At 72.5% G+C, this 19,195-nt stretch carries 18 protein-coding genes; 14 read left to right on the forward strand and 4 right to left on the reverse strand.

Translation table 11 applies throughout. The annotated features are described in order from the left end of the window. The first annotated feature begins 23 nt into the window (after positions 1 to 23). From R4Z63_RS24045 to R4Z63_RS24075, 7 genes are all read left to right on the forward strand, one after another. Positions 24 to 1,355, forward strand: a complete 1,332-nt coding sequence (locus tag R4Z63_RS24045) for a hypothetical protein (protein ID WP_384449904.1) — start codon at positions 24 to 26, stop codon at positions 1,353 to 1,355. Between the two features lie 12 nt (positions 1,356 to 1,367). After that, entirely contained in the window at positions 1,368 to 2,630 is a 1,263-nt protein-coding gene (gene dxr / locus R4Z63_RS24050; protein WP_384449900.1) for a 1-deoxy-D-xylulose-5-phosphate reductoisomerase, read from the forward strand. Further along, a complete protein-coding gene (locus R4Z63_RS24055) occupies positions 2,627 to 3,928 on the forward strand; it encodes a M50 family metallopeptidase (protein ID WP_384449898.1) in 1,302 nt (433 codons plus the stop codon). Before dxr ends, R4Z63_RS24055 begins: the two co-directional genes overlap by 4 nt. A 176-nt stretch (positions 3,929 to 4,104) precedes the next feature. Next, positions 4,105 to 5,262: a flavodoxin-dependent (E)-4-hydroxy-3-methylbut-2-enyl-diphosphate synthase gene (gene ispG / locus R4Z63_RS24060; protein ID WP_030767370.1), complete on the forward strand. Its 1,158-nt coding sequence runs from the start codon at positions 4,105 to 4,107 to the stop codon at positions 5,260 to 5,262. A gap of 179 nt (positions 5,263 to 5,441) precedes the next feature. Then, positions 5,442 to 6,287 (forward strand): GNAT family N-acetyltransferase, encoded by an 846-nt coding sequence (locus tag R4Z63_RS24065; RefSeq protein ID WP_172671404.1) that lies wholly within the window; start codon positions 5,442 to 5,444, stop codon positions 6,285 to 6,287. 62 nt (positions 6,288 to 6,349) lie between these two features. Then, positions 6,350 to 6,892, forward strand: a complete 543-nt coding sequence (locus R4Z63_RS24070; protein WP_384449893.1) for a GNAT family N-acetyltransferase — start codon at positions 6,350 to 6,352, stop codon at positions 6,890 to 6,892. A 43-nt stretch (positions 6,893 to 6,935) separates the two neighbouring features. After that, positions 6,936 to 8,639 (forward strand): proline--tRNA ligase, encoded by a 1,704-nt coding sequence (locus R4Z63_RS24075; protein WP_384449890.1) that lies wholly within the window; start codon positions 6,936 to 6,938, stop codon positions 8,637 to 8,639. Between the two features lie 252 nt (positions 8,640 to 8,891). Here R4Z63_RS24075 and R4Z63_RS24080 read toward each other — a convergent pair whose 3' ends face one another. Genes R4Z63_RS24080 through R4Z63_RS24095 form a run of 4 tightly spaced genes read right to left on the reverse strand, consistent with a single transcriptional unit; the run spans position 8,892 to position 11,915 of the window. Beyond that, positions 8,892 to 9,911: a slipin family protein gene (locus R4Z63_RS24080; protein WP_386504983.1), complete on the reverse strand. Its 1,020-nt coding sequence runs from the start codon at positions 9,909 to 9,911 to the stop codon at positions 8,892 to 8,894. 57 nt (positions 9,912 to 9,968) lie between these two features. Beyond that, complete coding sequence (locus R4Z63_RS24085) at positions 9,969 to 10,871, reverse strand: aminoglycoside phosphotransferase family protein (protein ID WP_384449884.1); 903 nt, start codon at positions 10,869 to 10,871, stop codon at positions 9,969 to 9,971. Positions 10,872 to 10,887: 16 nt separating this feature from the next. Beyond that, entirely contained in the window at positions 10,888 to 11,376 is a 489-nt protein-coding gene (locus R4Z63_RS24090; protein WP_384449881.1) for a ferritin-like domain-containing protein, read from the reverse strand. Continuing rightward, positions 11,373 to 11,915, reverse strand: a complete 543-nt coding sequence (locus R4Z63_RS24095; RefSeq protein ID WP_384449878.1) for a hypothetical protein — start codon at positions 11,913 to 11,915, stop codon at positions 11,373 to 11,375. Before R4Z63_RS24095 ends, R4Z63_RS24090 begins: the two co-directional genes overlap by 4 nt. Before the next feature lie 156 nt (positions 11,916 to 12,071). Here R4Z63_RS24095 and rimP point away from each other — a divergent pair, with 156 nt between their 5' ends. From rimP to truB, 7 genes are all read left to right on the forward strand, one after another. Next, entirely contained in the window at positions 12,072 to 12,584 is a 513-nt protein-coding gene (gene rimP, locus R4Z63_RS24100; protein WP_037928507.1) for a ribosome maturation factor RimP, read from the forward strand. 2 nt (positions 12,585 to 12,586) lie between these two features. Continuing rightward, on the forward strand, positions 12,587 to 13,597 hold the full coding sequence (gene nusA, locus R4Z63_RS24105) for a transcription termination factor NusA (RefSeq protein WP_384449875.1): 1,011 nt from the start codon (positions 12,587 to 12,589) through the stop codon (positions 13,595 to 13,597). 146 nt (positions 13,598 to 13,743) lie between these two features. After that, complete coding sequence (locus tag R4Z63_RS24110; protein WP_030844383.1) at positions 13,744 to 14,031, forward strand: YlxR family protein; 288 nt, start codon at positions 13,744 to 13,746, stop codon at positions 14,029 to 14,031. Between the two features lie 149 nt (positions 14,032 to 14,180). Beyond that, entirely contained in the window at positions 14,181 to 17,264 is a 3,084-nt protein-coding gene (infB, locus tag R4Z63_RS24115) for a translation initiation factor IF-2 (RefSeq protein ID WP_384449871.1), read from the forward strand. Between the two features lie 185 nt (positions 17,265 to 17,449). Continuing rightward, a complete protein-coding gene (locus R4Z63_RS24120) occupies positions 17,450 to 17,743 on the forward strand; it encodes a DUF503 domain-containing protein (protein ID WP_037928515.1) in 294 nt (97 codons plus the stop codon). A gap of 34 nt (positions 17,744 to 17,777) precedes the next feature. After that, positions 17,778 to 18,227, forward strand: coding sequence for a 30S ribosome-binding factor RbfA (gene rbfA, locus R4Z63_RS24125; protein ID WP_037928518.1), 450 nt, complete (start codon positions 17,778 to 17,780; stop codon positions 18,225 to 18,227). Continuing rightward, on the forward strand, positions 18,224 to 19,159 hold the full coding sequence (gene truB, locus R4Z63_RS24130; RefSeq protein ID WP_037928521.1) for a tRNA pseudouridine(55) synthase TruB: 936 nt from the start codon (positions 18,224 to 18,226) through the stop codon (positions 19,157 to 19,159). The genes rbfA and truB overlap by 4 nt, the downstream gene beginning before the upstream one ends. The last annotated feature ends 36 nt before the right edge of the window (positions 19,160 to 19,195 follow it).

Raw genomic sequence — 19,195 nt, forward strand, 5'->3', positions numbered from 1 at the left:
ACAGCACAGGGCGGACGAGAACGATGCCGACGGCCGAGCAGGACCGCACCAGCCGGCGGCTGGCCTGGTGCGTGGCGCACCTCCTGCGCCACGCACCGGACCACGTCGTCGTCGACATGATCCGCCGCCTCGACCGGCCGACCCTGAAGTACCTCTGCCGCGACGCATGGCTGGCGGGTTCCACCGTCACCCTGCTGTTGCGCCACGGCGGCGCGGACGACCGCGGCCACATCGCCCGCAACCCGCGGGTCCTGGGCCGGCCGCTGCCCGGCCTGCCCGGGCCGGCCCGCTACGCTCGCCGCCGCACGCCGCCGGAACTCCTGCCCGTCCTGCGCGCCGAGCTCGGCCGGGACCCCGCTGCAGGGCCCCTCGCCACCGCCGAGCTGACCGGCCTGCTGCGCCGGCACGGCAGGCGCGGGCCGCGGGTCCCGCTGGACATCCTGGCGCTGCCCCACGCGACCGATCCCGGGCTGCTCCTCGCCGAGCACACCCGCCGGCCGCTGACCGTGGGCTCCGTCGAGGCCCTGCTGCTCGTGGCCGACCTGCCCCGGGAGACCGTTCTCGGGCTGCTCGCCACCGCCGCGGAGACACCCGCGGACCGCGGCTCCTGGCACCGGCCCGCCGTCCGCGCCGTACGGATGGGCCGGCTCACCCACCAGGAACTCGTCGCCCACGTCGCCCCCGCGCGCCACACCCTGCTCCTCGGCCACCTCCCCGAACGCCGCTCCATGCGCTGGACCCTGCCCGAACAGGCAGGCATGCAGACCGCCGTGATGCGGGCCCTGCGCCCGCTGGGGGACGACCCGCGGCTGTGGGCGGAGCTGCTGCGGTACGCCCCCGGGTACCGCGGACCGCTGCCCGCCCTGGTGGCGGGCGTCGCCGACGGGACCCTGCCCGGACCGGCCGGCACGGGAGAGCCGGACCCGGGGCTGGACCGGGCCGTGCGCCACCTGGCCCCGACGGCCGCCGAGCCCTCCGGGGACGTGGAGCGCGAACTGGCCCTCGCGAGCCTGGCCGTGCCCATGGAGAGCGCCGAGGAGGATATCCGCTGGGTGCGCGACTGCCTCGACCGCGGCCTGCTCACCGGTACCGACGTGATCCGGCACAAGCTGCCGGCCTGCTGGGCCCTCGACGAGGACCACTGGCTCGGCGAGGTGGACCGCCCCGACCGGCACGACCACCCGGAGGCCGTCCTCGCCGCGCACGCGGAGGCGTACCGGCTGCTCACCGCCGCCCTCGGCGAGGACCCGGAGGCCTGGTGGCGCACCGCCCGCACGCTCCCCGACTTCGCCGGAACGCTCCCGCACCTCCTCCTGCGCGTCACAGAAGGGGGCTCCGTGTCGGGCCGCCCCTGACGTGCCGCGACAATGGGGGGCATGAGCGACCGTCCAGCCCCCCTCGCCGACCCGCACCTCCTCTTCGACCCCGCGGCCGGCCGCCGGGACATCGTGATCCTCGGGTCCACCGGCTCCATCGGCACCCAGGCCATCGACCTCGCCCTGCGCAACCCGGACCGGTTCCGGGTCACCGCCCTGTCCGCCGCCGGCGGCCGGGTGGCGCTGCTGGCCGAGCAGGCCCGGCTGCTGCGGGTGGAGAAGGTGGCCGTCGCCCGCGAAGACGCCGTACCGGCCCTGAAGGAGGCGCTGAGCGCCCAGTACGGCCCGGGCGAGACACTGCCCGAGATCCTGGCCGGGCCGGACGCGGCGACCGAGCTCGCCGCCTCCGAATGCCACACCGTCCTCAACGGCATCACCGGCTCCATCGGCCTCGCGCCGACCCTCGCCGCCCTGCGGGCCGGCCGCACCCTGGCGCTGGCCAACAAGGAGTCGCTGATCGTCGGCGGCCCGCTGGTCAAGGCCCTGGCCGGGCCCGGCCAGATCATCCCCGTGGACTCCGAGCACGCGGCCCTTTTCCAGGCGCTGGCCGCCGGCACCCGCGCGGACGTGCGCAAGCTCGTGGTGACCGCCTCCGGCGGCCCCTTCCGCGGCCGCACCCGCGCCGAGCTGGCGGAGGTGACCGTCGAGGACGCGCTCGCCCACCCCACGTGGGCCATGGGCCCGGTGATCACCGTCAACTCGGCGACCCTGGTCAACAAGGGGCTGGAGGTCATCGAGGCGCACCTGCTCTACGACATCCCGTTCGAGCAGATCGAGGTCGTGGTCCACCCGCAGTCGTACGTGCACTCGATGGTGGAGTTCACCGACGGCTCCACACTCGCCCAGGCCACCCCGCCGGACATGCGCGGCCCCATCGCGATCGGCCTCGGCTGGCCCCAGCGGATCCCGGATGCCGCCCCCGCCTTCGACTGGACCAAGGCCTCCGCCTGGGAGTTCTTCCCGCTGGACACCGAGGCCTTCCCCGCCGTGGGCATCGCCCGGCACGTGGGCGCCCTCGGCGGTACCGCCCCGGCCGTCTTCAACGCGGCGAACGAGGAGTGCGTCGAGGCATTCTTGGCCGGTCGGCTGCCGTTCACAGCAATCATGGATACGGTCTCTGCCGTGGTCGACGAGCACGGGACACCGCAGTCGGGAACCTCCCTGACCGTGCGGGACGTCCTTGAAGCAGAGGCCTGGGCCAGGGCCCGGGCGCGGGAGATGGCGGCTCGGGCCGCCGCGGAGGCGCGCGCATGACACTTCTGATGACGGTGCTCGGAATCGTGATCTTCGCGGTCGGCCTGCTGGTCTCCATCGCGTGGCACGAGCTGGGGCACCTCTCCACGGCCAAGATGTTCGGCATTCGGGTGCCGCAGTACATGGTGGGCTTCGGGCCGACCGTCTGGTCGCGGAGGAAGGGCGAGACCGAGTACGGGATCAAGGCCATCCCCATGGGCGGCTACATCCGCATGATCGGGATGTTCCCGCCCGGCGAGGACGGCAGGGTCACCGCCCGGTCCACCTCGCCGTTCCGGTCGATGATCGAGGACGCGCGCTCGGCGGCGTACGAGGAGCTCCAGCCCGGCGACGAGACCCGGCTCTTCTACACGCGCAAGCCGTGGAAGCGCGTGATCGTGATGTTCGCCGGCCCGTTCATGAACCTGGTCCTGGCCGTGGCGATCTTCCTCACCACCCTGATGACCTTCGGGCTGAACACCCAGACCACCTCGGTCGCCACCGTCTCGGACTGCGTCATCCAGCAGAGCGAGAAGCGGGACACCTGCCGGCCCGGCGACCCGGCCGCCCCCGCCAAGGCCGCGGGCCTCCAGGCCGGCGACAAGATCGTCGCCTTCAACGGCCGCGCGGTCGACGACTGGTCGGCCCTGCAGAAGGACATCCGCGCCACCGTGGGGCCTGCCACCATCACCGTCGTGCGCGCGGGGGAGCGCCTTGACCTCACCGCGAACCTGATCGAGAACAAGGTCGCCAAGACCGACGGCAGCGGCAGGTACGTCAAGGACGAGTACGTCACCGCCGGGTTCCTCGGATTCGCACCCGCCTCCGGCTACGTACCGCAGTCCTTCGGCCAGTCCGCCGAGCGCATGGGCGAGATGATGGAGGCCGGTGTGCAGTCGCTGGTCGCCCTGCCGTCCAAGGTCCCGGACTTGTGGAACGCCGCCTTCAACGGGGGCGAGCGCAAGCAGGACAGCCCGATGGGCGTCGTCGGTGCGGCGCGCGTCAGCGGCGAGATCTTCGCCCTCGACATTCCCGCACAGCACCAGCTGGTGTTCTTCCTGAACCTGCTGGCCGGCTTCAACCTCTCGCTGTTCCTCTTCAACATGCTGCCGCTGCTCCCGCTCGACGGCGGGCACATCGCCGGCGCGCTGTGGGAGTCGGTCCGGCGGGGCGTGGCGCGGATCTTCCGCCGCCCCGACCCCGGCCCGTTCGACGTGGCGACGCTGATGCCCGTCGCCTACGTGGTCGCGGGCCTGTTCATCTGCTTCACCCTGCTGGTGATGGTCGCGGACGTGGTGAACCCCATCAAGATCACCTAGCCCTCACGGCACACCGCGACGGGCCGTCGGGGGCCGGGCACACATCGGGCCCGGCCCCCGACGTTCGGGCCGTGCGCCCCCTCGGATGCACGGGGCGTGCCGTGGTTGGCGTAATCTCGAAGCCTGGAGCCCGCCGATATCGGGACCTCGATCCACACCTTGGGGTTGCACAGCAGATGACTGCCATCTCTCTCGGAATGCCGTCCGTGCCGACGAAGCTTGCCGACCGCAGGGTCAGCCGCAAGATCCAGGTCGGTTCCGTGGCCGTCGGAGGCGACGCACCCATCTCGGTGCAGTCGATGACCACGACCCGCACCTCCGACATCGGCGCCACGCTCCAGCAGATCGCCGAGCTCACCGCTTCCGGCTGCAACATCGTCCGCGTCGCCTGCCCGACCCAGGACGACGCCGACGCCCTCGCGGTGATCGCCAAGAAGTCGCAGATCCCGGTGATCGCCGACATCCACTTCCAGCCGAAGTACGTGTTCGCCGCGATCGACGCCGGCTGCGCCGCGGTCCGCGTGAACCCCGGCAACATCAAGCAGTTCGACGACAAGGTCAAGGAGATCGCGAAGGCCGCGAACGACGCGGGTACCCCGATCCGCATCGGCGTCAACGCCGGCTCCCTCGACGCCCGCCTGCTGAAGAAGTACGGCAAGGCCACCCCCGAGGCGCTCGTCGAGTCCGCGCTGTGGGAGGCGTCGCTCTTCGAGGAGCACGGCTTCAGCGACATCAAGATCTCGGTCAAGCACAACGACCCGGTCGTCATGGTCAACGCCTACCGCCAGCTGGCCGCCGCCTGTGACTACCCGCTGCACCTGGGCGTCACGGAGGCCGGCCCCGCCTTCCAGGGCACCATCAAGTCCGCGGTCGCCTTCGGCGCCCTGCTCTCCGAGGGCATCGGCGACACCATCCGCGTCTCCCTCTCCGCCCCGCCGGCGGAGGAGGTCAAGGTCGGCATCCAGATCCTGGAGTCGCTGAACCTCAAGCCGCGCCGCCTGGAGATCGTCTCCTGCCCGTCCTGCGGCCGCGCCCAGGTCGACGTCTACAAGCTGGCCGAGGAGGTCACGGCGGGCCTGGAGGGCATGGAGGTCCCGCTGCGCGTCGCCGTCATGGGCTGCGTCGTCAACGGCCCGGGCGAGGCCCGCGAGGCCGACCTCGGCGTCGCCTCCGGCAACGGCAAGGGCCAGATCTTCGTGAAGGGCGAGGTCATCAAGACCGTGCCGGAGTCGAAGATCGTCGAGACCCTCATCGAAGAGGCGATGAAGATCGCGGCGCAGATGGAGGCCGACGGCGTCGCCAGCGGCGAGCCGACCGTCGCCATCGGCGTCTGAACCACCGGTCCGGCGCACCGCCCGCGGTGTCCGGCGAGGGCGCCGCAGTCGTCCGGCCCCGGCCCCGTTCCCGCAGTTCGGGAGCGGGGCCGGGGCCTTTTCGTGACCCGTGGACGCGGCACGGTCCGGTGCCGCCGGGTACAGTGCGGAGATCAGCAGACTTGCATGGTGAGGCCCCAGTGTTGACGCAGACCACCACCCGGGTCCTTGAACCCAGTGATCTCGACGCTGCGCTCGACGTCCTCGGACGCGAGCCGGTGGAGAACGCTTTCGTCACCTCCAGGGTCCAGGTCGCCGGACTCGACCCCTGGCGTCTGGGAGGCGAGATGTGGGGCTGGTACGCCGACGGCGAGCTCCGCTCGCTCTGCTACGCCGGAGCCAACCTCGTCCCCGTCTGCGCCGAGCCCGACGCGGTACGCGCCTTCGCCGACCGGGCCCGCCGCACCGGCCGCCGCTGCTCCTCGATCGTCGGCCCCGCCGCGCCCACCCGGCTGCTGTGGCAGCTCCTGGAGCCCAGCTGGGGGCCGGCCCGCGAGGTCCGCGCCCACCAGCCCCTCATGGTCATCGAGCACCCGTCCACCACGGTCGAGCCGGATCCGCAGGTCCGCCGGATCCGCAAGAACGAGATGGACCTGATCATGCCCGCCTGCGTGGCGATGTTCACCGAGGAGGTCGGCGTCTCGCCGATGGCCGGTGACGGCGGCCTGCTGTACCAGGCCCGCGTCGCCGAGCTCGTCGCCGGCGGCCGATCCTTCGCCCGCGTCGAGGACGACAAGATCGTCTTCAAGGCGGAGATCGGCGCCGCCACCTCCCGCGCCTGCCAGATCCAGGGCGTCTGGGTCGCCCCCGAGTTCCGCGGCCGGGGCCATTCCGAGACCGGAATGGCTGCCGTCGTCGCGTACGCGCTGCGCGACGTGGCGCCCGTGGTCAGCCTCTACGTCAACGACTTCAACACCGCGGCGCGGGCCGCGTACCACCGGGTGGGCTTCCGCGAGGTCGGTGCGTTCATGAGCGTGCTGTTCTGAACCGGGAGGAGACCGGGGGCGGGGCATTCCGGCACACCCTTACCGCGAAGTAAGGTCACCGCATGCTGCCTTCCGGAGTCCGTATCGGCCCCCTCGACCTCGCCGCCCGCGTGGACGAGGCCCTGCGCGTGCAGGCCGTCGCCTTCGGCCTGAGCGAGGAGGAGGTCGGCATCCGGCGCTACATCGTCCAGCGCCACATGACCTGCAAGGGGGCCCGCGCGCTCGGGGCCTTCGCCGAGGACGGCGCGCTCACCGGATTCGTCTACGGGATGCCCAACGACCGCACGCACTGGTGGTCCACCGTCGTCGAGCCCTACCTGCGGGCCGGAGGCCACGAGGAATGGCTCGACGGCTCCTTCGTCATCACCGAGCTGCACGTCCACCCCGGCTTCCAGGGCCACGGCATCGGCCGCTCACTGATCACCGCCCTCACCGACGACGCCGCCGAACCCCGCTCGATCCTCTCCGCCATCGACACCGAGAGCCCCGCCCGCGGCCTCTACCGGTCCCTCGGCTATGTCGACCTCGCCCGCCGGGTGCACTTCCCGAGCGCGAGCCTCCCGTACGCGGTCATGGGTGCCACCCTGCCGCTGACCAGGCCCTGAAACGGCTTATCGGGCTCCACCGCGACCCCGGTACGCTCCGGGGATGTCCACACATCACGTACAGCGCATGTCCCGCCTCATGGCCAAGACCCTCCGAGAGGACCCGGCCGACGCCGAGACCCTCAGCCACCGGCTCCTGGTCCGCGCCGGATATGTCCGGCGCAGCTCGGCCGGGGTGTGGACGTGGCTCCCGCTCGGCAAGCGGGTCCTGGACAACGTCAGCCGCATCGTCCGCGAGGAGATGGACGCCATCGGCGCCCAGGAGGTGCTGCTGCCGGCCCTGCTGCCCCGGGAGCCGTACGAGGTGAGCGGCCGCTGGTCGGAGTACGGCGACCTGCTGTTCCGGCTCAGGGACCGCAAGGGTGCGGACTACCTGCTCGGCCCCACCCACGAGGAGATCTTCACCCTGGTGGTGAAGGACCAGTGCACCTCCTACAAGGACCTCCCGGTCATGCTGTACCAGATCCAGACCAAGTACCGCGACGAGGCGCGGCCCCGGTCGGGCGTGCTGCGCGGCCGTGAGTTCCAGATGAAGGACTCCTACTCCTTCGACGTGTCCGACGAGGCACTGGAGGAGTCCTACCGGCTCCACCGCGAGGCCTACGTCCGCATCTTCGAGCGGCTGGGCCTGGACCACCGGATCGTGTCGGCGGTGTCGGGGGCGATGGGCGGCTCCGCGTCCGAGGAGTTCCTGGCCCCGGCCGAGGCGGGCGAGGACACCTTCGTGGACTGCCCCTCCTGCGCCTACGCGGCCAACACGGAGGCCGTGACCTTCGCGCTGACCCCCGCCTCCGGGGAGCACCCGGCGCCGGAGGAGGTGGACACCCCCGACACCCCGACGATCGAGACCCTCGCCGCGCACCTGGGGGTCCCCGCCTCGGCGACCCTGAAGAACCTCCTGGTGAAGGTCGACGGCGAGATCGTGGCCGTGGGCGTGCCCGGGGACCGGGAGGTGGACCTCGGCAAGCTGGGCGAACACCTGGCCCCCGCGGTCGTGGAGCTCGTCACGGCAGAGGACTTCGCGGACCGGCCCGACCTCGTGCGCGGGTACGTGGGCCCGCAGGGCCTGGAGAAGGTCCGCTATCTGGCCGACCCGCGGGTCGCGCCGGGCACGGCCTGGGTGACGGGCGCCAACAAGCCCGACACCCACGCCCGCAACGTGGTCTGCGGACGTGACTTCGAGGTGGACCAGTACCTGGACGTGGCGGTCGTGGAGCCGGGCGACCCCTGCCCCTCCTGCGGAGCCGGCCTCCGCCTGGACCGTGCCATCGAGATCGGCCACATCTTCCAGCTCGGCCGCAAGTACGCGGACGCCTTCGGGCTGGACGTGCTGGGCCGCGAGGGCAAGCCGGTGCGGGTCACGATGGGCTCCTACGGCATCGGCGTCTCCCGAGCGGTGGCGGCCCTGGCCGAACAAACCGCGGACGAGCGCGGACTGTGCTGGCCGGCGGCGGTCGCCCCGGCCGACGTCCACGTGGTGGCGGCGGGCAAGGCGGTGCAGCTCGCGCTGGCCGAGCAGGCGGCGACGGCCCTGGCGGGATCGGGCCTGCGGGTCCTGCTGGACGACCGTCCGGGCCTCTCCCCGGGCGTGAAGCTCACCGACGCGGAGCTGATCGGCGTGCCCTGGATCCTGGTGGCGGGCCGCCGATCCGGTGACGGGGTCGTCGAGCTCCAGGACCGTGCGTCGGGCACCCGGGAAGAGCTCCCCCTGGCGGATGCCCTCGCCCGGCTGGCGGCCACGGCCTGACCCCGGCGCCGGGCACCAGCCGTCCGCTCCGGCGAACACGCGGGCGCACAAACGGGCCTGACGCCCGGTCGGGCGGCGCCGGACCGCGGCCGGACCGCGGCCGGGCCGACGGCACAGCGGAGGCTGCACGGAGGCCGGGACGCCCGGCCCCACCGCCCCGCACCGCGGCAGCGCCCTCTCCGGGCGCCTGCCGGGGCACGCGGGGCGAACGCCTTCCTCCCCTTCCCCGTTCCTCGCGAGGGCCGGAGGGCCTCAGGCGGCGCCCTCGCGCGGGCCGCCCCGCCGGACGGCCGCCTCTTGCCGCGGCGGCTCGTCCCGTTGCGCCGGTCGTGCCGGTCGTGCCGGTGGTGCGGGTGGTGCGGGTCGCGCCGGTCCAAGGGCCGGACTCTCCGCCGCCGGGTCGACGGCCGGCGGGTCCTCGGCCTCCGGAGTGTCGACCTCGGCCGGCCCGGGGCCTTCGGAAGCCGGGCCGGCCGAGGCCGGTTCCGCCCGCGCCGGAGCCGCCACGGCAGGCGGGGCGGCGCGCTCCAGGAAGCGCAGCAGCTCCACCGGGAACGGCAGGACCAGCGTGGAGTTCTTCTCGGCGGCGACCGCGACGACCGTGTGCAGCAGGCGCAGCTGGAGCGCCGCCGGCTGCTCCGACATCACCTCCGCTGCCTCGGCGAGCTTGTGCGAGGCCTGCAGTTCGGCGTCCGCGTTGATCACGCGGGCCCGGCGCTCACGGTCGGCCTCCGCCTGCCGCGCCATCGACCGCTTCATCGTCTCCGGCAGCGACACGTCCTTGATCTCGACCCGGTCGATCTGCACCCCCCAGCCCACCGCCGGGCTGTCGATCATCAGCTCCAGGCCCTGGTTGAGCATCTCCCGGTTGGAGAGCAGGTCGTCCAGGTCGGACTTTCCGATGATCGACCGCAGTGAGGTCTGGGCCATCTGGGACACGGCGAAGCGGTAGTCCTCCACCGTCACGACGGCGCTCGCCGGGTCCACGACCTTGAAGTACACGACCGCGTCCACCCGCACGGTGACGTTGTCCCGGGTGATGCCCTCCTGTGCGGGCACCGGCAGCGTCACGATCTGCATGTTCACCTTGCGGAGCCGGTCGATCACGGGAACGATCACCGTGAAGCCGGGAGGTCGTACCTGCTCCCGCAGCCGGCCGAAGCGGAACACCAGGCCCCGCTCGTACTGCTTCACCACGCGGGCCGCCGCACCCAGGTAGACGGCGGCGCCCACGCCTGCGGCGACCACCGCTGTCAGCAGTTCCTCGACCATGACGGCCCCCTGCCGGACATATCGCTCTCTTTACGGTATGCCCAAAGAGGTCTCCGGCTACAACCAGGCGGCGAACTCCAGCAGCAGTTCCGCGTCCCGGCGCCGTCCGGCGGCCAGGGCGCGGTGTCCCGATTCCACGGCCCGGAAGAGCGTCCAGCCCCGCAGCCGGTCCCGGTCCACGTCCAGCGCGTCCGCCAGCTTGTTCACCCGGCGCCGGGCTCCCGCTGCTCCGGCGGAGGAGGCGACCTGGTCCTCCAGCCGGTCCCTGACCAGCCGCGCCAGGTCGTACGCCCGCTCGCCGACCAGCGGGTCGGGGCCCACCGCCAGCCACGGCGCCCGCTCGCCCGCCAGGACCTTGCCCTGCCGGAAGTTCCCGTGCAGCAGCAGTTCCTCCGGCGGGGCCGCCACCAGCTCCTCCCGCAGGGCCAGGGCGGCGTCGGCGAGTGCGCGGGCCTCCGCCGGGGCCTCCCGCAGGGCCTGCGACTGCCGCGCGGTGCGTTCGGCCACCGACTCCCAGCCGTGCCCGGCGGGCGGCGCCACCCACAGCCGGCGCAGCGTGCCGGTCGCCTCCAGCTGGGCCTTCGCCTCCGGCAGGGACCGCAGCGACACCTCCGCGTGCAGCCGCTCCAGCAGCAGGGCCCCGTCGTCCTGGTGGTGGCGGGTGTCGAGGACGCGTACGGCGCCGAAACCGCCCCAGTGCGCCAGCGCGGCCAGCTCCCGGTCGGGCCGGGCGTGCGGGGGCGCCAGCTTCAGGGCGGCCGGGGTCCCGTCCGGGTAGGCGACGAGGACGACCAGACTGCTGCGGCCGCCCGGGGCCTGCACCCGCTGGGCCCGTACCCCCCGCCGGGAGAGCGCGGCCTCGGTGAGCCCGGGCAGCCGCCCCAGCCAGTCCGTGTCCTGCGCCGTCTCCGGCGTCTCGCCGAGCGCCCGTACAAGCCGCTGCGGCGGTTCGAAAGCCATGCGTGCGGGGTCCCTTTCAGCTGGTGAGGGCTCGCTCTGCGCGTTCCGCGAGCCCAGGGAAGGCTACGCCGACACCGCGCCAGCGTGCCGCGCGGACCGCCGCGCCGCTCAACGCGTCGGCCGCCTCGCGGCGCAGCGGGCCTTCCGCAGCCCGCACCAGATCGGAGTACGCGCCGGCCACCCGGTCCTCGATCACCGCGGCCAGCCGCTCGGCGTCGGCGGGATCGCGCACCTCGAACGGTAGGGCGTACGCGGCCTCCGAGGGTCGGGGCGCACCGCCCAGCTCGCGCACGGTCCGGGCCAGCGCGTCACGCCGCGCGAGGTGGTCGCCGTACGCCTCCCGGGCCTCCGTGGCCCGGGCGCCGGCGGTCCGCGCGCCGATCACCCCATAGCCGTACGCGGCCGCGTGCTCGGCGGCGAGGGCCGCCTGGGCGGCCTCCAGGGCGGGTCCGACGGGGGCGGGTCCGGTGGGGGAGGGTCCGGTGGGGGAGGGTCCGTGCTTCACGGTGTGGCTCCGGGGTCCGAGGTCAGCAGGTGGACGTGCACGGCGCCGCAGGCGGCCACTGAGGCCAGCAGCCGGGCCAGCTCGCCGGGCGCCCCGGCCAGGTCGATGGTCCGTGTCTCGGACAGGCTCCGCTCGGCGTCGGCGAGCGCGGTCAGGGCCTCGGCGGGCTTCGCGGGCACCGGCCCACCCCCTGCCGCGGGCGCGGCGGCCCCCGTACCGCCTGACGGCGACGCAGAGGGGGACGGCGATCCCGCCCCTGCGGGGGAGAGGGCGGACGCGTGCGCGGCGACGGCGGCGCGCAGCGGAGCGAGCCGCGCGGTCAGGTCCGGATGGACGGCGGCGGTGGCGTCGTAACGTTCCAGCAACCGGGCGCTGTCACGAACGGCCGCCTCCCGCATCCGCCGTTCGAGTGAAACGGCGGGATCGGCGACCGCCGGGCGGCCGTCGGTGCACCCGGTCAGCAGCGCGGCACCCGCCGCGCCGGCGGCACCGGCGAGCAGGCTCCTGCGCGAAGGTCTGGAATGCGGAGTCCAGGGCACGGCGACGTCCTCGTGGTGTGGGGCGGGGCAGGGTGTGATCACGGTACCCGGGGCCCTCCGCACAGGGCGGACGGCAACACCCTCCGACACCGGATACCCTTTGACCTGACACACGACGGAAACCACAACAGCACACGCGGCCGAGGAGTCACCCGGATGAGCACCACCCAGAGCGACAGGCTGCGCGGACTGCTGGAGCCGCTCGTCGCCGCCAAGGGCCTGGACCTCGAAGAGATCGAGCTGTCGCGCGCGGGCAGGCGCCGGATGCTGCGGATCATCGTGGACTCCGACGAGGGCGTGGAGCTGGACGCGTGTGCCGAGCTGAGCCGTGAGGTCTCCGACAGTCTCGACGCATCCGACGTGATGGGCGAGGACGAGTACGTCCTCGAGGTGAGCTCCCCGGGCGCGGACCGTCCCCTGACCGAGCACCGCCACTACGTACGGGCCATCGGCCGCCTCGTGAAGTTCCAGCTGTCCGCCGAGGACGGCAAGGGCGCCGGCGAACTGGTCGCCCGGATCCTCGACGTCGACGACGAGGGCATGGACCTCGAAGTACCGGGCGTGAAGGGCCGCAAGGCGACCGCCCGCCGCATTGCTTTCACCGACATCGCCAGGGCGCGTGTCGAGATCGAGTTCAACCGCAAGGACAAGAAGGAAGAGGAGGCGTAGCCGTGGACATCGACATGAGTGCCCTGCGGGGTCTGGTCCGGGAGAAGGAGATCTCCTTCGACCTGCTCGTCGAGGCGATCGAGTCGGCCCTCCTCATCGCGTACCACCGCACCGAGGGGAGCTTCCGCCGCGCCCGCGTCGTGCTGGACCGCACCAACGGTCACGTGGTCGTGTGGGCGACGGAAGACCCGAGGGACCTCGAAGAGGGGCAGGAACCCAAGGAGTTCGACGACACGCCGTCGGACTTCGGCCGCATCGCCGCGACGACCGCGAAGCAGGTGATCCTCCAGCGTCTGCGCGACGCCGAGGACGACCTGACCTTCGGCGAGTTCGCCGGCCGTGAGGGCGACGTCATCACCGGCGTCGTGCAGCAGGGCAAGGACCCCAAGAACGTCCTCGTCGACATCGGCAAGCTGGAGGCCATCCTGCCGGTGCAGGAACAGGTCCCCGGTGAGGAGTACCCGCACGGTCTGCGCCTGAAGGCGTACGTCGTGCGTGTGGCGAAGGGTGTCCGCGGTCCGTCCGTGACCCTCTCGCGCACCCACCCGAACCTGGTGAAGAAGCTGTTCTCGCTGGAGGTCCCGGAGATCGCCGACGGCAGCGTCGAGATCTCGGCGATCGCCCGTGAGGCCGGTCACCGCACCAAGATCGCCGTCCGGTCCACCCGTTCGGGCCTGAATCCCAAGGGTGCCTGCATCGGCCCGATGGGCAGCCGCGTGCGCAACGTGATGGCCGAACTGCACGGCGAGAAGATCGACATCGTCGACTGGTCGGACGACCCGGCGGAGATGGTCGCCAACGCGCTGTCACCCGCCCGGGTGAGCAAGGTCGAGGTCGTCGACTGGGACTCCCGCTCCGCCCGGGTGACCGTGCCCGATTACCAGCTGTCCCTGGCCATCGGCAAGGAGGGCCAGAACGCCCGCCTCGCCGCGCGGCTCACCGGCTGGCGCATCGACATCCGTCCCGACACCGAGGCGTCCCCGGATGCGGAGCGGGACCGGAGCGGGGAATAAACCGTTACCGGCCGGGGCTGTCCCGACGGTAGACAGGGTTCACACGGCCGCTGCCCGGGCAGCGGATCAGGACAACACAACGTCCGTTCGGTCTCTCCTCCGATACTTGTCGGGGGAGAGGTCGGTGCGGGGAGGTAGACTTAGGCGTGTCTGGCCGGACGCAAGCCCGCGCATGCCCCGAACGCACCTGTGTGGGGTGTCGGGAGCGAGCGGCCAAGAGCGATCTGCTGCGGATCGTGGCGATCGAGGACGAATGCGTCCCCGATCCTCGCGGTACGCTGCCCGGCCGGGGTGCGTACGTGCACCCTGCCGTGGTCTGTCTCGACCAGGCGGTCCGCCGACGCGCGTTCCCCCGGGCCCTCCGGTCCGCCGGAGCGCTCGACACGGCGAACCTGCGCAATGCCGTGGCCGGGAAAGCCGGGACCACAGCGTAGAGAAGTAGTACGGCACGGATACCCCGTGCGGTCAGGTACCTCGCGAGTTGGAAGTAGGTCGAGATTGCGATGAGCACTCGATGAGTACGCGATGAGTACGCCCATGAAGTAGCGACGGTCCGGCGTAACCCGGACCTAAAAGGAGCGAAGTGGCTAAGGTCCGGGTATACGAACTCGCCAAGGAGTTCGGGGTGGAGAGCAAGGTCGTCATGGCCAAGCTCCAAGAACTCGGTGAATTCGTCCGTTCGGCGTCCTCGACGATCGAGGCGCCGGTTGTACGCAAGTTGACTGACGCACTGCAGGGGCCCGGCGGCAACGCCGGCAAGTCCGCTGCGAAGCCCGGCGCGCCCCGCAAGGCCGCGCCCGCCAAGCCCGCAGCGCCGTCCCCGGCCGCTGCGGCACGTCCCGCTGCCCCGAAGCCCGGCGCACCGGCCCCCAAGCCGGCCGCTGCCGAGGCCCCGGCCGCAGCCCCCGTGACGCCCGCCTCCCCCGGCCCGCGTCCCGGCCCGAAGGCTCCGGCCGCCCCGAAGCCCGCTCCGGCGGCGCCCGTGGCGACCGAGTTCTCCGCGCCTCCGGCGGCTCCGGCCGCCCCGGCGCGTCCCGCCGCGGCCCCCGGTCCCCGTCCGGCGCAGCAGCGTCCGGCGGCCCCGGGTCAGGGCGGTGCCCGTCCCGGTGCCCCGCGCCCGTCCGGTGCCACCCCCGGTGCCCCGCGCCCCGGCGCGACCCCCGGCGGCCAGGCCCCGCGTCCGCAGGGCGCCCGTCCGGCCGGTCCCCGTCCGGGCAACAACCCGTTCACCTCTGGTGGCTCCACCGGTATGGCGCGCCCGCAGGCGCCCCGTCCGGCCGGCGGCCCGCGTCCCGGCGCCCCCGGCGCCGGCGGCCAGGGTGCTCCCCGTCCGCAGGGCGGCCCCGGCGGCGCTCCGCGTCCGCAGGGTCCCGGCGGCGCCCGTCCGACCCCGGGCGGCATGCCCCGCCCGCAGGGCGGCGCTCCGCGTCCGGCCCCCGGCGGCAACCGTCCGAACCCGGGCATGATGCCGCAGCGTCCCGCTGCCGGTGGTCCCGGTCCCCGTCCCGGCGGCGGCCCCGGTGGCCGTGGTCCCGGTGCGGGCGGTCCCCGTCCCGGCGGCGCCGGTCGTCCCGGCGGCGGCTTCGCCGGCCGTCCGGCCGGTCCCGGCTCGCGTCCCGCGGGCGGCGGCTTCGGCGGTCCCCGTCCGGGCGGCGGCTTCGGCGGTGGCCCGGCCGGCGCCGGCGGCGGCGGTCGTCCCGGCTTCGGCGGTCGTCCCGGCGGTCCCGGTGCCCGTGGCGGCACGCAGGGTGCCTTCGGCCGTCCCGGTGGTCCGGCCCGTCGAGGCCGCAAGTCGAAGCGTCAGAGGCGCCAGGAGTACGAGGCCATGCAGGCCCCGTCCGTGGGCGGCGTGATGCTGCCCCGCGGCAACGGCGAGACCGTTCGCCTGTCGCGCGGTGCGTCCCTGACCGACTTCGCGGAGAAGATCAACGCCAACCCGGCGTCGCTGGTCGCGGTCATGATGAACCTCGGCGAGATGGTCACTGCCACGCAGTCCGTCTCCGACGAGACCCTCCAGCTCCTCGCGGGCGAGATGAACTACGAGGTTCAGATCGTCAGCCCGGAGGAGGAGGACCGCGAGCTCCTGGAGACCTTCGACATCGAGTTCGGCGAGGACGAGGGCGGCGAGGAGTACCTGCTGCCGCGTCCGCCGGTCGTGACCGTCATGGGTCACGTCGACCACGGTAAGACCCGACTGCTCGACGCCATCCGCAAGACGAACGTCGTCGCGGGCGAGGCCGGCGGCATCACGCAGCACATCGGTGCGTACCAGGTCACCACCCAGGTCAACGACGAAGACCGCAAGATCACCTTCATCGACACCCCGGGTCACGAGGCGTTCACCGCCATGCGTGCCCGTGGTGCCAAGTCGACCGACATCGCGATCCTCGTGGTCGCGGCCAACGACGGCGTCATGCCGCAGACGATCGAGGCGCTCAACCACGCCAAGGCCGCCGGCGTCCCGATCGTGGTCGCGGTCAACAAGATCGACGTCGAGGGTGCCGACCCGACCAAGGTCCGCGGTCAGCTCACCGAGTTCGGTCTGGTCGCCGAGGAGTACGGCGGCGACACGATGTTCGTCGACATCTCCGCCAAGCAGGGTCTGCACATCGACTCCCTGCTGGAGGCCGTCGTCCTCACCGCCGACGCCTCGCTCGACCTGCGCGCCAACCCGGAGCAGGACGCTCAGGGTATTGCGATCGAGTCCCACCTCGACCGCGGCCGCGGTGCCGTCGCCACCGTCCTCGTCCAGCGCGGTACCCTCCGCGTCGGCGACACGATGGTCGTGGGCGACGCCTACGGCCGTGTGCGCGCCATGCTCGACGACAAGGGCAACAACGTCGAGGAAGCGGGTCCCTCGACCCCCGTCCTGGTCCTGGGTCTCACCAACGTCCCCGGCGCCGGCGACAACTTCCTCGTCGTCGACGAGGACCGCACGGCCCGCCAGATCGCCGAGAAGCGTGCTGCGCGCGAGCGCAACGCCAACTTCGCCAAGCGCGTGCGCCGTGTGTCCCTCGAGGACCTCGACTCCGTGCTCAAGGCCGGTCTGGTCCAGGAACTCAACCTCATCATCAAGGGCGACGCGTCCGGTGCGGTCGAGGCCCTCGAGTCCTCGCTGCTCCAGCTCGACGTCGGTGAAGAGGTCGACATCCGGGTCCTGCACCGCGGTGTGGGTGCGGTCACCGAGTCCGACATCGCCCTGGCGATGGGCTCCGACGCCATCGTCATCGGCTACAACGTCCGTGCTGCCGGCCGCGCCGCGCAGATGGCGGACCGCGAGGGCGTCGACGTCCGCTACTACTCGGTGATCTACCAGGCCATCGAGGAGATCGAGGCGGCCCTGAAGGGTCTCCTCAAGCCGGAGTACGAAGAGGTCGAGCTCGGTACGGCGGAGGTCCGCGAGATCTTCCGCTCGTCCAAGCTGGGCAACATCGCCGGTGTCCTCATCCGGTCCGGCGAGGTCAAGCGCAACACCAAGGCGCGCCTGCTGCGCGATGGCAAGGTCATCGCGGAGAACCTCACCATCTCCGGTCTGCGCCGCTTCAAGGACGACGTCACCGAGATCCGCGAAGGCTTCGAGGGCGGTATCAACCTCGGCTCCTTCAACGACATCAAGGTCGACGACGTCATCGCGACGTACGAGATGCGCGAAAAGCCCCGCGCGTAAGCGCGAGGCGGTTCGCACCGTGTCGTAACGCGTAACACCGGGGCCGGTCGGCGGAATATCCGTCGATCGGCCCCGGCCGTTGCGTGTACGGTTCTGGTGACCCGGCCGCACGAGCGCCGGGTGATCCTGCCGGGCGACGGCCCGGCAGGCCATCGAACCCGCACCGGCGGGACATCCGGAACTGCATGTACGTGGGGACTCTGTCCTTCGACCTGCTCCTCGGCGACGTCCACTCGCTGAAGGAGAAACGCTCCGTCGTCCGGCCCATCGTCGCCGAGCTCCAGCGGAAGTTCTCCGTGAGCGCGGCAGAGGTGGGCGACCAGGATCTGCACCGCAGGACCCGCATAGGGGTCGCGCTGGTGAGTGGGGACGCGGGGTTCCTCTCGGACGTACTGGACCGCTGCGAGCGGCTGGTCGCGGCACGTCCCGAAGTGGAGCTGCTGTCCGTGCGACGGCGCCTCCACGGTGATGAAGACTGATTGCTTGTCTGCAAGAAAAGAAGGAGACGGACCAGTGGCCGACAATGCGCGGGCGAAGAAGCTGGCGGACCTCATCCGGGAGGTGGTGGCGGAGAAGCTGCAGCGCGGTGTCAAGGACCCCCGCCTCGGTACGCACGTGACCATCACGGACACCAGGGTCACCGGCGACCTGCGGGAGGCCACGGTCTTCTACACGGTCTACGGCGACGACGAGGACCGCGCCAGTGCGGCGGCGGGCCTGGAGAGCGCCAAGGGCGTTCTGCGCTCCGCGGTGGGCCGGGCGGCGGGGACCAAGTTCACGCCCACCCTGACCTTCGTGGCGGACGCCCTCCCGGAGAACGCCCGCACCATCGAGGACCTCCTCGACAAGGCGCGCGCCTCCGACGCCCAGGTGCGGGAGGTGTCCTCCGGCGCCCAGTACGCCGGCGACGCCGACCCGTACAAGAAGCCCGGCGAGGACGACGAGGACGCAGCCGCGGAATGAGCACCAATGCAGGGAAGACGCCTGGCGGTCCCTCCCGGCCCGAGGCCGGGGGCGGACTCGTCATCGTCGACAAGCCCGCAGGCTTCACCTCGCACGACGTGGTCGCCAAGATGCGCGGGATCGCCAAGACCCGCCGCGTCGGCCACGCCGGCACCCTCGACCCGATGGCGACCGGCGTCCTGGTCCTCGGCGTGGAGAAGGCCACCAAGCTCCTCGGCCACCTCGCGCTCACGGAGAAGGAGTACGTCGGCACCATCCGCCTGGGACAGAACACCCTGACGGACGACGCCGAGGGCGAGATCACCACCTCCACGGACGCCACCGGGGTCACCCGGGACGCCGTGGACGCGGGCGTCGCCAAGCTCTCGGGCGAGATCATGCAGGTCCCGTCCAAGGTCAGCGCCATCAAGATCAAGGGCGTGCGCTCCTACAAGCGCGCCCGCGACGGCGAGGACTTCGAGATCCCGGCCAGGCCGGTGACCATCTCGTCGTTCCAGGTGTACGACATGCGGGAGGCGGAGGCCGAGGACGGCACCAAGGTCGTCGACCTCGTCGTCTCCGTGGTCTGCTCCAGCGGGACGTACATCCGGGCCCTCGCCCGCGACCTCGGCGCCGACCTCGGCGTCGGCGGACACCTGACCGCGCTGCGCCGCACGCGGGTGGGCCCGTACAAGCTCGACCGCGCCCGGACCCTGGACCAGCTCCAGGAGGAGCTGACCGTCATGCCGATCGGGGAGGCGGCCGCGGCGGCCTTCCCGCGCTGGGACCTGGACACCCGGCGGGCGTCGCTGCTCGCCAACGGAGTGCGGATCGACATGCCGGAGGAGTACGGGGACGGCCGTACCGTCGCGGTCTTCGGACCGCAGGGGCAGCTCCTCGGGCTCGTCGAGAGCAAGAACGGGAAGGCGAAGTCCCTCGCGGTCTTCGTCTGATCCGTTGACGTGGAGCGGTGAGCGCACGTGCCGTGC

The sequence above is a fragment of the Streptomyces sp. PL-29 genome (assembly GCF_058344425.1).